This is a genomic window from Sphingobium yanoikuyae, assembly GCF_013001025.1.
Classification (GTDB): Bacteria; Pseudomonadota; Alphaproteobacteria; order Sphingomonadales; family Sphingomonadaceae; genus Sphingobium; species Sphingobium yanoikuyae_A.
Genome location: NZ_CP053021.1, coordinates 337674 through 350194, shown reverse-complemented (window position 1 = coordinate 350194; position 12521 = coordinate 337674). Strand labels below are relative to the sequence as shown.

Sequence of the window (12521 nt, the reverse complement as noted above, 5' to 3'; positions counted from 1 at the left end):
GGGCCGGCTAGGGCTTCAGCGCTCGCCTTCACGTCGGCGCGCGCTGATCGGCACCGTCACGGTCTACCCGGCCGAGGGCCGACGCGGTGTCGAGGTGGAAGCTACGGGACAGATCGCCAACATGCTCGCTCTGGCCACCGGCCAACAGCTGCATGCGTCGATGTATGTTGACGGTGGAGCGGGTAGCGGGGGACTGACGGGTGGCTCTGGCGGGCTGCGGTGAACCAGCGTCCAGCACCATCATTTCCCCGCCATCGTCGCCAGCTTCGCCGTCGATATGTTCGATGATACCGCCCACGCTCTCCCCCTGATCATGGGCAGGAGCATAGGTGGCCGACGTTGCCTTCGGCTGCTTCGAACGTGTTGCCATGATGCTGATCTCCATGATGTCGCTGACGCTCGCCCAGAGCATGGGCGAATATAGTCGGCGGGTGACAATGTGGCCGGGACGATGTCGGGTCGACGATCCGGCGAGATGATCCCGGCTCGATGCTGGTGATGACCGTGAACCCGAAGGTGGGGTCCCGATTGCACGTCTATCTGGTCAGGCGGCCAGTGCCCGATAGACCGAAGCGCGGCCGATCCCCATGTGTTTTGCGATCGCGGCGGCACCCATGCCCTTGGCCTTGAGTTCCCTGATCTTCGTCGGGTCGATGCTGGCAGGGCGACCGCGATATTTTCCTGCGGCCTGTGCCTTCCGGACCCCTTCCATCTGGCGCTCATGCCGGATGTCTGCCTCAAAGCTGGCCACTGCGGCGAGCATGGCGAGCATCAGGCGTCCGGTGCTGGTGTCGGTATCGACGCCGGGTTGGTTCAGGCAACGGAAGCCCACGCCCTTTTGGGTCAGCACTTCAATGATCCTGTGGAGGTCGCCGACGCTGCGGGCCAGACGATCGAGGCGGGTGACGATCAGGGTGTCGCCTTCACGGGCGAACGACATGGCCAGCGCCAGTTGCTCACGATCGGTGGTCGATCGGCCCGACACCTTTTCCGAGAAGACCTTTTCCGCCCCGGCAGCGGCCAGCGCCTCGTGCTGGATGTCGAGGCTCTGGGAGGTGGAACTGACGCGGGCATATCCGATGATCATGGGGCCTCCTGTCTCGTTTGATCCTAGACCTTCGTTCTTGACGGGGTCTCAGAATGAAATCCGGGTCTATTGATAGGGAGATCGCCGGGGGGTGAGATATCCCGAGTGATTTTACCCATGTGACGCAGATTCTCATGAAGCCAGATTGGACTCAACCACTTCATTTACTTCGATATTTTTTCGACCTGAGCTATGATCGAGCATCGCGATGGGAGAAGCAACGATGGACCTCTACGATCTGCGCGTCAGCGACTATGTGATCCGGGATAGTGATCTCGACGGTAGGTGGATCGGCGAGGTGATGCACATTCGGGCGCGGGTGCATTACCGCAATGCTGGCTTCCCGGCGCGCGACTGGATCGATATCGCGACTGCCACTCCTTATCCGCACTGCCTGTTGGATTGGCCCGGTCCCCCGGCGATCCATAAGGCGACCGAGGAGGAAATCGCGAGATATGGGCTGGCGGATCGCTCCCGGATTACCACACCTCGGCTTTTCGATGAGTGGTGATTGGGGCTCATGCCCTAGATGTCGACAAAGTTTGACGGATCGTCCCCGCCGAACGCTGCCTGCGATCAACGGTGGGCAGCCATAGTTACTTCATATCGTGGATCGGCATCGTCTATGGAAATCGATCTGGAAATATCGTCATTGCCGGATCGTCGGCCGAAGACATCGTCACGCAGAAGGTCATCGACGACCATCAAGGCTGAGATCGTCGATGACACCGGTTTAGGGGAACGTCATTCAGATGACTTCGGAGAACGGCGTTTCCGCTTTGGTTTCGGGGGCAATGCCGGTGCCGGTAGCGTAAATTTGGGGCATGGACCGAGCCCTCGGAGAAACGCAATGAGATCGTCGGTCGGCGTTCGAATGGGAGAGCGAGGCTGCTGAACCAAAGGGCCATTGTCGACAACGAGGCGGAGCGCGGGGCGCGCTGGTGGGGATGATGGATTCTGCATAATCCAACCGTAGGAAACCGGGCTTCCGAGAAGCCATATGTTTCGTCATGGGTGGAGAATTACCCCCGGACCATAAGGGCTTCAGGGCTTGCCGAATCTGCCAGATCGAACGATCTCTGCTTTTCAACCGTATTTAGAAGGCCGAGGACATGGGATTTTTTGGCAACAAAGAAGAGAAGAACATCCTTATCAACAGAATCGAAGATTTACGTGAGGAACTTCGACAGGCTCGCGAGTCGGCTGACGGACATCTCCTATTGGCCAATGAGATGCGCGCGAAGGAATCCGCCAATTCCGCTCCGAAATGGGAGTATTTTCTATGTGACAACCCAACTGGTGAAGCATTGAACGAATATGGCGAGCAAGGTTGGGAATTGGTGAACTGCGTTAGCTTCACGACAGGTTTTGGACTTGGCGGTAATGAAAAAATGACGGTGCAGTTTCGTTACATATTCAAGCGATCCATGCTATCTACCTACCCAGCCCAAGCTCATGAGGCACTAAAAACTGCGTCTGAATGGCGAGACAGATGGGATCAGTTGAAGCAAGAACTGGAAATTGCGAAGGAGGAACTAGAAGCGCTTCGATAGTTCGCTGACACCCCCACAGGTCAGCGTCTAGTTAGGCGCGACAATCTATTGGACGGACGATGCCGGTCGCCCGTCCTATTCATCTCAGGCCGCTTCGGACGTTTTCTTCTTATCTGCCCGCTGCCTACGCTTCCGGTCCGTTTCCTTTTCCCGCTTCGCTTTCTGTGCAGCTTTGGCCTCTTCCGGCGTCAGAACCTTGCGTTTGCGCCCCGGTCTGCTGTCGCGTTCATATTCGGCGATACCCATACCGGAGATGTCGATCAGGTCGAGAACCACGTCACAGTATCCGGTGCTCTGGAAATATGCTTCCAGATGCCGGGCCTGCACTTCATCGTAAACGTATAGGTGGACGGTTTCGGTGCTCTCCGCGACACGGACGCTGGTTCGGCAGGCAAACTGGACCATGATGTCGAGTTCTCGGGTTTCCACGATCGCTTCTGGAGAAATGCCGATCACCTTAGCGATGGACAGGTCGCACGCGGATGGCTTGGCCGTAAACAGGATGGTGGCTTCGTTTCTACATGACCACAGATTTGACCCTTGCTGGCGCGGAGACAGGCATTTACCGGGAAGCAATGACGTCTCGTGATCCGGCCGCTCGAACAGGCTCCGTTCGTTGCGATTGCAAGTCCAGATGTGCCGATCGGCTGTGACTCGGCTCGCGATGTCGTTACCGATAGCGGTCAGATAGCGGCGGCCACGCGGACTGTCCCACAGCGTCCGACTGGCTTGGTGAGCGCGAGCATAATAGTGCACCACGACAGTTCGGCGCATATGGCGCAGTTCGGTCGCCCGATCGAGACGCACCCATTCAAATTCTGGCCACTTCGATCGGATGATTTGATACGCAACTGATTGGGTAAGGCCGTGCGCCAGCATGGTGACCTGATCGAAAACCTTCAACGATGTCGGAGCCCAGATCGACCACCATTCCCATTTCCGCTCGACATCAAGCTGGTCGAACGATTGCAACGAAGTGGCGACCTCGCACCGATCGCCAATGATGCGCTGCGCCATGACCGCCAGTGGATTACCACACGAGTCCTCATCAAAATCTTTTGCCGTCGCGTTCGAAGTGGAGATTATCCGGCGGGCCTTTTTATCTGCACGCTGTTCCAGTTTGAAGTGATGAGTGAGAAGGTCCTTGCTCAATTTGGACGACAGGCTTTGCCGATCCCAGATCGAGGGACGCTCATCAATCACGAGCTTCCAACCTCGAAAGCCTGACAAATCAGACGTTTTTAAGGCTTCGTGGGTGATGATCGCGACCACATGGCCGCCGGTATAGGTGTTTCCAAGGCCTTCGACGCGAACACGAACCGATGTGCCGCCGATCCGGTCTGGATCGTCATAGGCGTTCTGGCCCATGCTACAGATCGTGACGACATGGACACTGGTCCCGGCTGCGGCGGCTATGTCACGGATTTCCTGTGCACGCTCTTCTACCGCTGCCCTTCGCTCTACCGCATATAGGTACAGGCCGGGATTCTTGATAATATCGAAACATTCATCGTAAGACTTTCCCGCCCCGCATGGGCGATCGTCATAAAAAATTATACTCATCATACTCCATATGGACGGTCCCAATTGCGCTACTCATCATGAGTATGTCCCGTCTCTTTCTATTCTTTAGAGATATCGGTGGGACAAAAGCGAAATTAAAACAGACGTATTTTACGAATCTATTCAATATTAATAAGGCGCATGAATTTATTGATGGAAAAGGCAACGAAGTAATTTCAAAGGACTTCATTTGTTGCCCATGTCGACGAGGGCTCGCAGTCGACGTGGGTGGCAAAAGAAGTCCTTTGCTCTGGCGGCCGACCTATGGAGGGCGCAGAGATGCATCTGAATGGACCGATGCGGCAGCACGCCTCAAGGCGGATTCAGGTCGTAGCAATCGAAGGATGCCTTCTGCTGAAGTGAGGCATCCGCCCTTTGATCTCAGGGATGAAACGGCTCACTTCATGGCTGCCAACGACATGACTGGACTACCAGATGTCATCGAGGCAACACGCGGTGAGCGATCGGTCGATCCCTCCCCGGAGCCAAAAGCCAACGTCGTCGACGAGCCGCCGAGCCGTTGGCCTCCGGCTATCCATATCACTGATGTCATCTCGATCAGAGCGGCTTTCCTGCCTCTCACTTCGAAGGCAACGACATCTTTGCAATCTTAACAGGTCAGCCAACGGACGAATGGCCCTCAAGGCCGCGAACACCCCACCGCCGCGCGCAGCGCGGCTCCCACCAAAGCGAGTAGCGCCAATGGGACACCGGATCGGCACCGCCCTCGAATGCAAACCGATCCTTTACTCTCGATCGGCAATATGCCCCACATGCGTAACAATTTCGCCTTGAAGTCGCTTGCGGTCGCCGGGCTGGTCGGCGTCGCCGTGGGCGGTGGTAGCAAATACCTGTCCGACTCATCGAGAGCCCTCGAAGCCAGTGCCGCCGATGAAGTGACAACAGAGTGGCGACCAACCCGCGACACGATCCGGGATCGCCCGATGTCGGCGGACGAACTGGACGCCCAGCAGCCTTCAGGTCCTAGCGCCACACCTCAGCGCAGCCCACGCGCCCAAACGCCAACGGGATCGGGAACATGGTCGTATCGGAATTGCGCCGACGCCCGAGCCGCCGGTGCTGCGCCAATCCACCGAGGACAGCCGGGCTATGGGCCGCATATGGATGGCGACGGTGACGGCATCGCGTGCGAGCCGTATCGGGGACGATGATATGAAACTGGTCTTGATCTCAGCCTCCCTGACGGCGTGTCAGCAGTAATAAATGAAATCAGGGAGGTCCCAATGATGGCAGCGATTGCCATGAAGTGACCCGCGCCGACGTTGCAGAAGGGATCATCTGGCTTGCCATCATTATCAGTTCATTTAGTGAGCCGGAATGCCGAGTTCATTTAGTTCCAAGCGCGCCTATCGACCCGGTATCATCGCCAGTAGAGAACGGCGGATTGCCAACGCGCATACCCGCGCGACACCTCTACTGGAGGTAATCGTGAGCATGACGGGAGCGACGATCCCTGAGATGATGCTCGCGCTGAATCAGGCAGGATATCGAGCACCGCGCGGTGGCCCAGTGAGCCATAACACTGTCACTCGCGCGATGGCTCGGATCGGCCAACAGCCACCGGTCACCTCACGCCCTAAAGAGCCAGCGAAGTTGAAATCTCGGAAAAGCATCCGCGCCCGTAGCGAGCGGTATGAAGTGTTCCGGACGCCTGAATATGCCTACACTTCATTGCTCGATTATCGACCGGAGTGGTTTCAAGGCAGAGGATGCGATCCGTCGGCAGGCGATGGTCGCATGATCCGCGAGATAATGCGGCGCAAAAATCCCGGCCCTCACTTCGTCAATGACATCCGCGACGAGGAATTGGCGGCACTGTCGGGCTGCGGTCAGGCCACGATCGGCGATTACCTCACTATGGACGATCCGCCTGAGTGCGACTTCATGGTGACCAACCCGCCATTCTCGAAGGCTATGGCATTCGTCCAGAAGGCGCGAACGCACGTATCTGGCCCGATCTGTATCCTCCAATCAACAAGATGGCAGGGCACTCAGAGGCGGAGCGAATGGCTGCGGACCGCCGGACTTGCCTATGTGCTCAACCTGCCTCGGCGACCGCAATGGGAAGTGGATTCAGGCGATACCATAAAGAACAATGTGATGGACTTTGCATGGTATGTCTTCCTGCCCGACTACGATGGGCTGCCGAGCATGGACTGGCTGCTGGACACCGAACAAACGTGACAATCTTTGTCATTGCCACACTCACCACTTCATAACTGTCGGCGGGCATGATCGGATCAACTTCTTGGGGGAAAGAAATGATTCGGTATCTCGCAGCAGCGGCGCTCATATCCGCGCCGACCGTTGGTTATGCACAAGGCCCACTGACCGGCAGGCTCGATCTGGCCTGTATGGGCGGCGGTTCTGCCAACAAGGTGGCGCAGGCGACAGCCAACGCATGGGATAGCAACGGCAACTATGGCGGAGCCAGTGTCGTGGGAACGCGAACGGTTGGCTTTGAGGATCAGGTCAATCTCTGGATCGATGGCGAAGAAGGTAGAATTCGCATGCCAAGGTCCATGCTGCCCGCGATCCGAGGCGGCGAGGATGGATGGTTCAAGCTCAAGTCCGTCGAAGTGAAAGAACGAGAGATTACCGCCTCAGTCGCGGTCAATCCGCTGAACAATCCCAAGGTCCGCATCGATCGGATCACGGGCATGATCAGCGTGTCGGGCAAGGCGGGTGATTTCGCCGGGCGCTGCCAGAAATATGATCCGAATACCGTTGAGCGCGCATTCTGACGAGCATCGAGCGCCGCTGTCTGGCCGTTATGGGGGGAACATGGGAATGAAAAAGTGGATCGCCGCTGCGGTGGCTGTGGTCGTGATTGTGGGCGGGATATACCTCGGATCGCCCTATTACGCTATGCATTCACTGCGCACTGCCGCTCTCGAAGCAGATACCGATAAGCTGGAGGCCAGAGTCGACTTCCCGGCCGTCAGGGAAAGCCTGAAGTCGCAGATGTCGGCGGCAATAATGGCGAAGATGCAGAGTGATCCCGAGATGAGGGATAACCCGTTTGCGGCGCTAGGCGCTTTGATGATCCCAGCCATGATTGACCGTATGATCGACAGCTTTGTGACGCCGGATGGTATCGCTGCGCTGGTGAGGGGGCAGAAGCCGACCGAGAAGGAGAAGGTTGAGCAGAACCCCGATATCGAAAGCACCAGTGCCTATGTGAATCTCGATCGCTTCCGAGTCCGCCTGCACAACAAGAAACTCGATGAAGAAGGGCCGTCGTTCCTGTTAGAGCGCCGTGGCTTTGCGTCATGGAAGCTGATCAAGCTGGAGATGCCCGCTGATCTGTTCGAGGACAAGAAATAGGTAGGTGGGGTTGGAACGGCCATGAGCATCATGCTCATGGCCGTTCATCTCAAAGTTCGTCATGCAGCTAGCAAAATCGGTGCACCATCATCCCCGTCATTGCCGCCTTTTTTCCGGCGCAGCAGGTTCCCCTCGGCAAACATCAGCTTGTCGAGCAAACGACGTTCGATGAAGTCATCGGTGGCGATCGCGGCTTCGGACATGATGCCGTCACCGGCGCGGAACCGGGCAATCAGTCGGTCACGCGCAGCAATGAAATCCGGCCTTTCCCGCTCATCTTCCATGGCTCGATCGCAGGCCGCATAATAGGCGGGATAATCATGCCTGCCCTCATGGACGAATAGGCTACCGAGTTTCTTTCTCCCCGTTCCGCCGCTGCGGACCCAGTCTCGATAGCGGGCAGATCGCGTGGCAAGCTTATCCCAGATATAGACCCGAGTGGTCGGCTGCGCGAAAGTTGCGATCTTGCTCGCCGCTGACGTTTCCTGCGTGCTGCGTTCAACGAGTGGAGCGAGACGCGCACTCAGAGCCGGTATCGCCGTCAACGGAGTAAACTCACTTGCCTCGCTCGTGTCCCGGATTGCTTCGGCCGCAGCGTCGACGTCCCAAGTGCGGAACATGGTCAATTGGAATGTGACAAGGAAGCGGTGTGCCTGTTCGGCTGTTACCGGACCACCATAGCGCCCCTGAAAGAGCATCAGCCAGTGCGTGTCAGGCTGGTTGCGGCCAATCTTCAGGTCATGCGGGCCGCACCATTTGATCACGTCAGCCTCGGCGGCGGCTAGCAGTTCTTTCCGGTATGCTTCCAGCAAATTAGCCTCCATAAACTTTGCTGGCGGGAGGATATTGGTATGGAATAAAAAGGAAATCCGGGAATTTTCCCACCGTTGTTGTTGACGATTTGTTATGGAATTGTCTCAGGTAAAAGCAGACCTGCATCTACAAGCGTCTTCGATCCAAAGATGCTCAGCACGAACTGAAAACCTGAAGCGGTCAGCCGCAATGTCTCGCGCGTCACGATGTCCTCATGGACCTCAATCATGCCGTTCGATACCATGTCTCGGCCGACCCCATTTTCGATAATGTATTCCACACCCTCAACATGCAGCCTCCGGGGAAGAAGGCATCCTGCCTCCAGCATAATGCCATTAGCGAGGGCTGTCGCTACTACTGCCCCAGCTTGCCGGGGCTTCATGCCAATCGTGTCGTCGTTTTTCCACAGACCGGCCGCCCGAGAGAATGTAGCTACGGGTTTGATTGGGACTGACTTTACTGGTGTCAGTTTCTGGAACCATTTGTTGATCAGATTGCGGTCTGGATCATCTGCTTCACCCCAAAGCGAATCTCGCCGCCGCTGCCTGCTTTCCTCTGATGGGTTTGATGCGCCTTCCCCGCCATCAGTCTGGTTGGTCAGCGGGCCACGCCGAAGGTCATGGCGACCAATCTCAGTGATGAGGGCACGTTCGCGCGAATGAGCAGAGAGTTCATCGGGGTAGGAGCTATCGATCCGATATTGAACTGCACCCCCCTTTCGGTGGAGACTCCGGATGACATTCAGTTTGTGAGTCAGAAGCCGTGTGTTGCGGGCTTCGGCTTCATGGTGAAGGCAACGGAGTTTGACACCCTTCCCGACATAGAATGGCTCCCCATCGGGGCGGCAAAGAACATAAACATAATGGGGCTGATGATCGCGCAGAACGCTGCGAACCCCGACAGCATCGCAAAGAAAGTTCAACTTTTCTCCACTTCATCGTCATGCTGTGCGACGAACGCCGATACGCTCCCATACTCCTCTTTCACCCGCGTTTGCACCTTGCGCATCATATCCGATCCTCGCTCGGGCCAGCCGTGATTCTCAAACATGGCAAGAAAGCTGCCGTATCGCTCCGAAGCGATACGCGAGATTGCCTTCGCATCGCCGCCCGGTTTGAAATTCGACATGTTGTTCTCCGTTTCATCCCGGCACGAAAGACATTGTTTCTGACCTCTGATAAAGTTGGGCCAGCTCCGTATGACCGACACGAAACTGGCTGCGCCGCTTGATCGCAGGTGCTGCCGAAGACGCATTTTCCATTTTCACCGCCGGATCATAATATATCACACCGGCGGCGAACGCTTTCAGAAACAGCAGAAAATCGGTCTGCTCGCAAAGTAAGATGCGCGGACCGAAGCTATATTCTGGCGGCGGTGTGTGGAACAATGACGGCACATAGGCTGCCTGCGCATGCTTACGATTCCAGTGAGCCATCAGGCCCTTGAAGGTCCATGAGGCAGCGATGACATCCTGATCATCGACAAGCGTCATACCGCCATCAAGGTCAACGATCTTCCCGCTCGTGCTGTCATAACCTTCCATAGTCATTCGCAAGCCGGTGAGATGATTAGCTTGGCGCTGGCAATCATAACGACCGCCAAAATTGAGCCGATCTGGTTTCCCTGACTGATCCGGATACCCAAATTTCCTGAGGAATTCAGCGACCCCGTCGGTCCGGTATATTCCTCCGGTGGGTTCAGGGGTCATAAGCGTGACAGGAGACTTTGGTCGATAGGTTATGAAATCGCCCACGCCATATTGCTTCACTTCCCACCCCATAAAGTCGGGCTCTGCGCAGCCGTTGGGGGTGATGCCCAGTTCAGCTTCCAGCGTATATCCGCCGCCATTTCGGGCCGCATAGGGGGCCTTTACCCCATTGGCAGCTAACTTCTGGGACATAATCCATTGAAGCTCGTATATCCGACGTAATTCATTGAGCAGGATTGTTTTGGGACTTTCCTGTTGCGCGAGCGTCAGCGGAAGTTCGAGGAAGACCCCTATCGTGGGCCATTCTCGCGCATTGAGTTCGACAGTCACGGGATGATCCGCGTCTGCGGCATAACCCATCACCTCACCTTGAGGAGCGACTCCCAATATCAGCACGCGGCCTTCATCGCGCACTCGCATGATCCCTGACGGAGCGCCACGGCATCCGAGCAGAAACCCGGACATGCGGACTTCAGGATATTTTGGATAGAGGATCAGTCCGGTGTTCGGCGCATGATGTCTGCCGTCATCGTCGATCCAGTAGAAATCGACCGCTGCCTTTGCCCGATCCCGGACCGCTCCAGCGATTTCGGCTCCATCGGTGTAGATGTTCCCGTGAGGGATTATGTTCAGGGCCGAAAAGTCGCCTCCCAGATAAACCTGATTCTTGGAGTTGTCGTTGGGGGCCAGTTTCTTTGCGTAGATGCGGGATGCGCCGTTGTGACGCATCAGGTCCAGCAACTGCCCAAGTGATCCGACCAATTATCCGCCCCTGATGGTGATAGCCTGCTCGTCAGACTGTATCCATGCGATAAGACGTTGCATAGCCGTCGGAAATTCTATTCTGGCTTTGCCTTTCAGAGCGCACTCCCAGATGATCGCTACACGCCAACCGGCTGCCTTAAGGCTCGCAATAGCCCACTCATCATTCTCGACATTACGGGCGATCTTGGTGTGCCAGAACTCCTCGCGTGTGGCAGGCCATTTAAACAGGTGGCAATCATGCTGATGCCAGAAGCAGCCATTTACGAAGATCACCGCCCGGAAACGCGGAAACACCAGATCGGGTTTGCCGGGCAGGTCCTTTACATGCAGCCGATATCGAAGCCCGGCTGCATGTAACGCCTTTCTGATCTGTAATTCCGGTTTGGTATGGCTGCCCTTGATTGCAGCCATATTCCGGCTGCGGGTCACGGCATCATGGACGTCCACCAAGCCTCAGGCGGCTTTGCGCTGATCGCCTGCTTCCACAAGCGTCTGGATATGGGGCTGCATAATCCGGGCTACGGCTTCAAAGACCGGCACGGCCACGGAGTTGCCGAATTGCTTATATGCCTGCGTATCGGAAACCGGGATTTTGAAGTCATCTCCGTAACCCATCAGGCGCGCACATTCACGGGGAGTCAGCCTGCGGGGATTTTTCCCTTTGCCCTGACTGACAAGGATTTCGGAGCCATCCTTATAGTATCGGGCAGACAGTGTCCGGGTGACATCGTTCGGGGTGACGAGACCAAAGCCGAAGCCATTACCGGCAGCCTTGTGTTTGTCCGCATAGCCCTGAAGATATTGCCAGAGCTTATCCGTCAGAGTGTATTTGCCGTTCACGGCAGCGTTCGTCCCAAGCGTGAAGGCGGCTTCGGGCTTCTCCGACGCATCTTCGGGATGCAGGATGGCTTTCAGGCGGACACTGCCCTTCGCAGGGAGCTTCAGATCATCCCACGAGAATGGGACATCTTCCCTGAAGCCAACGATAACGATTCGCTCCCGATGCTGCGGGAGGAAATGCTGGGCATCAATGACTTTATGCCAGACTTTATAGCCCAGTTCCTCCGTGAGCGTCTTCAGGATCACCTGAAAAGTGCGCCCCTTGTCGTGGCTGGTGAGGTTTTTGACATTCTCGAGCAAGAATGCCGAGGGGTGCTTCGCTTTCAGAATGCGTGCCACATCGAAGAACAAAGTTCCCTGAGTTTCATCCGCAAAGCCGTGGGAGCGGCCGAGAGAATTCTTCTTGGAAACACCGGCGATCGAGAAAGGCTGGCAGGGAAAACCTGCGAGCAAAACGTCATGATCGGGAATGTCATCTGCGCCGATTGTAGTGATGTCGCCGTGAGGTGGGTGATTGTCGCGAAAATTGGCGGCATAGGTCTGCTGGGAAAACTTGTTCCATTCAGACGTGAAAACGCAATGGCCGCCGATCGCATCGAATCCCTTGCGAATGCCGCCAATACCGGCGAACAGGTCGATGAAATTGAAGCGACTTGTAGATGGCGCTGGCGCGACAGATGCCATTGATTTCAACAGGCCGACCGCAGCTTCACGTGGTTTTCCATCACCGGCCTCCCAGCGCTGGACCTGACGGGCGCTATACCCTGTCATGAGCGCGACATCGTCGATCGAAAGACCGGCGCGGATGCGAAGGGCGGCGAATTCGTTGATCATGAAACCTCTG

General features: G+C 56.5%; 16 protein-coding genes. 7 read left to right on the top strand and 9 right to left on the bottom strand.

Annotated features, from left to right (window positions below; translation table 11 throughout):
- Positions 1 to 28 precede the first annotated feature (28 nt).
- Both HH800_RS01895 and HH800_RS01890 read right to left on the bottom strand, forming a co-directional pair.
- The gene (locus HH800_RS01895) at positions 29 to 370 is read right to left on the bottom strand and encodes a hypothetical protein (RefSeq protein ID WP_169860024.1); all 342 of its coding nucleotides are present in this window, start codon (positions 368 to 370) and stop codon (positions 29 to 31) included.
- Positions 371 to 544: 174 nt separating this feature from the next.
- The gene (locus HH800_RS01890; protein ID WP_169859997.1) at positions 545 to 1087 is read right to left on the bottom strand and encodes a recombinase family protein; all 543 of its coding nucleotides are present in this window, start codon (positions 1085 to 1087) and stop codon (positions 545 to 547) included.
- Between the two features lie 223 nt (positions 1088 to 1310).
- Here HH800_RS01890 and HH800_RS01885 point away from each other — a divergent pair, with 223 nt between their 5' ends.
- Positions 1311 to 1598 (top strand): hypothetical protein, encoded by a 288-nt coding sequence (locus tag HH800_RS01885; protein ID WP_169859998.1) that lies wholly within the window; start codon positions 1311 to 1313, stop codon positions 1596 to 1598.
- 601 nt (positions 1599 to 2199) lie between these two features.
- Positions 2200 to 2640 (top strand): DUF4177 domain-containing protein, encoded by a 441-nt coding sequence (locus HH800_RS01880; RefSeq protein ID WP_169860023.1) that lies wholly within the window; start codon positions 2200 to 2202, stop codon positions 2638 to 2640.
- An 84-nt stretch (positions 2641 to 2724) separates the two neighbouring features.
- On the opposite strand, the gene HH800_RS01875 is transcribed toward HH800_RS01880, so the two are convergent.
- Positions 2725 to 4008: a hypothetical protein gene (locus HH800_RS01875; RefSeq protein ID WP_169860022.1), complete on the bottom strand. Its 1284-nt coding sequence runs from the start codon at positions 4006 to 4008 to the stop codon at positions 2725 to 2727.
- Between the two features lie 233 nt (positions 4009 to 4241).
- Here HH800_RS01875 and HH800_RS01870 point away from each other — a divergent pair, with 233 nt between their 5' ends.
- The 5 genes from HH800_RS01870 to HH800_RS01850 all read left to right on the top strand — a co-directional run bounded on the left by HH800_RS01870 (position 4242) and on the right by HH800_RS01850 (position 7551).
- Positions 4242 to 4817 (top strand): hypothetical protein, encoded by a 576-nt coding sequence (locus tag HH800_RS01870; RefSeq protein ID WP_169860021.1) that lies wholly within the window; start codon positions 4242 to 4244, stop codon positions 4815 to 4817.
- Between the two features lie 117 nt (positions 4818 to 4934).
- Positions 4935 to 5375, top strand: coding sequence for an excalibur calcium-binding domain-containing protein (locus tag HH800_RS29450; protein WP_328805823.1), 441 nt, complete (start codon positions 4935 to 4937; stop codon positions 5373 to 5375).
- A gap of 277 nt (positions 5376 to 5652) precedes the next feature.
- Positions 5653 to 6408, top strand: coding sequence for a hypothetical protein (locus HH800_RS01860; RefSeq protein WP_169860020.1), 756 nt, complete (start codon positions 5653 to 5655; stop codon positions 6406 to 6408).
- Positions 6409 to 6455: 47 nt separating this feature from the next.
- Positions 6456 to 6968, top strand: coding sequence for a hypothetical protein (locus tag HH800_RS01855; protein ID WP_169860019.1), 513 nt, complete (start codon positions 6456 to 6458; stop codon positions 6966 to 6968).
- 46 nt (positions 6969 to 7014) lie between these two features.
- Positions 7015 to 7551: a DUF2939 domain-containing protein gene (locus HH800_RS01850; RefSeq protein ID WP_169860018.1), complete on the top strand. Its 537-nt coding sequence runs from the start codon at positions 7015 to 7017 to the stop codon at positions 7549 to 7551.
- Positions 7552 to 7610: 59 nt separating this feature from the next.
- Here HH800_RS01850 and HH800_RS01845 read toward each other — a convergent pair whose 3' ends face one another.
- The 6 genes from HH800_RS01845 to dcm all read right to left on the bottom strand — a co-directional run bounded on the left by HH800_RS01845 (position 7611) and on the right by dcm (position 12511).
- Entirely contained in the window at positions 7611 to 8363 is a 753-nt protein-coding gene (locus HH800_RS01845) for a hypothetical protein (RefSeq protein WP_169860017.1), read from the bottom strand.
- A gap of 92 nt (positions 8364 to 8455) precedes the next feature.
- Positions 8456 to 9286 (bottom strand): GIY-YIG nuclease family protein, encoded by an 831-nt coding sequence (locus tag HH800_RS01840; RefSeq protein WP_169860016.1) that lies wholly within the window; start codon positions 9284 to 9286, stop codon positions 8456 to 8458.
- Complete coding sequence (locus HH800_RS01835) at positions 9283 to 9492, bottom strand: hypothetical protein (protein ID WP_169860015.1); 210 nt, start codon at positions 9490 to 9492, stop codon at positions 9283 to 9285. The genes HH800_RS01840 and HH800_RS01835 overlap by 4 nt, the downstream gene beginning before the upstream one ends.
- Before the next feature lie 13 nt (positions 9493 to 9505).
- Positions 9506 to 10834, bottom strand: a complete 1329-nt coding sequence (locus tag HH800_RS01830; RefSeq protein ID WP_169860014.1) for an MvaI/BcnI family restriction endonuclease — start codon at positions 10832 to 10834, stop codon at positions 9506 to 9508.
- Entirely contained in the window at positions 10835 to 11284 is a 450-nt protein-coding gene (locus tag HH800_RS01825) for a DNA mismatch endonuclease Vsr (RefSeq protein ID WP_328805872.1), read from the bottom strand.
- Positions 11285 to 11290: 6 nt separating this feature from the next.
- Entirely contained in the window at positions 11291 to 12511 is a 1221-nt protein-coding gene (dcm, locus tag HH800_RS01820) for a DNA (cytosine-5-)-methyltransferase (protein ID WP_169860012.1), read from the bottom strand.
- Between the last annotated feature and the right edge of the window lie 10 nt (positions 12512 to 12521).

What these genes read in the sequence shown, in the direction of transcription:
- HH800_RS01875 (WP_169860022.1), bottom strand. Translation starts at nt 4,008, where the DNA reads ATGGGCCAGAACGCCTATGACGATCCAGACCGGATCGGCGGCACATCG.
- dcm (WP_169860012.1), bottom strand. Translation starts at nt 12,511, where the DNA reads ATGATCAACGAATTCGCCGCCCTTCGCATCCGCGCCGGTCTTTCGATC.
- HH800_RS01880 (WP_169860023.1), top strand. Translation starts at nt 2,200, where the DNA reads ATGGGATTTTTTGGCAACAAAGAAGAGAAGAACATCCTTATCAACAGA.
- HH800_RS01885 (WP_169859998.1), top strand. Translation starts at nt 1,311, where the DNA reads ATGGACCTCTACGATCTGCGCGTCAGCGACTATGTGATCCGGGATAGT.
- HH800_RS01895 (WP_169860024.1), bottom strand. Translation starts at nt 370, where the DNA reads ATGGCAACACGTTCGAAGCAGCCGAAGGCAACGTCGGCCACCTATGCT.
- HH800_RS29450 (WP_328805823.1), top strand. Translation starts at nt 4,935, where the DNA reads ATGCAAACCGATCCTTTACTCTCGATCGGCAATATGCCCCACATGCGT.
- HH800_RS01890 (WP_169859997.1), bottom strand. Translation starts at nt 1,087, where the DNA reads ATGATCATCGGATATGCCCGCGTCAGTTCCACCTCCCAGAGCCTCGAC.
- HH800_RS01855 (WP_169860019.1), top strand. Translation starts at nt 6,456, where the DNA reads ATGATCGGATCAACTTCTTGGGGGAAAGAAATGATTCGGTATCTCGCA.
- HH800_RS01835 (WP_169860015.1), bottom strand. Translation starts at nt 9,492, where the DNA reads ATGTCGAATTTCAAACCGGGCGGCGATGCGAAGGCAATCTCGCGTATC.
- HH800_RS01870 (WP_169860021.1), top strand. Translation starts at nt 4,242, where the DNA reads ATGAGTATGTCCCGTCTCTTTCTATTCTTTAGAGATATCGGTGGGACA.
- HH800_RS01850 (WP_169860018.1), top strand. Translation starts at nt 7,015, where the DNA reads ATGAAAAAGTGGATCGCCGCTGCGGTGGCTGTGGTCGTGATTGTGGGC.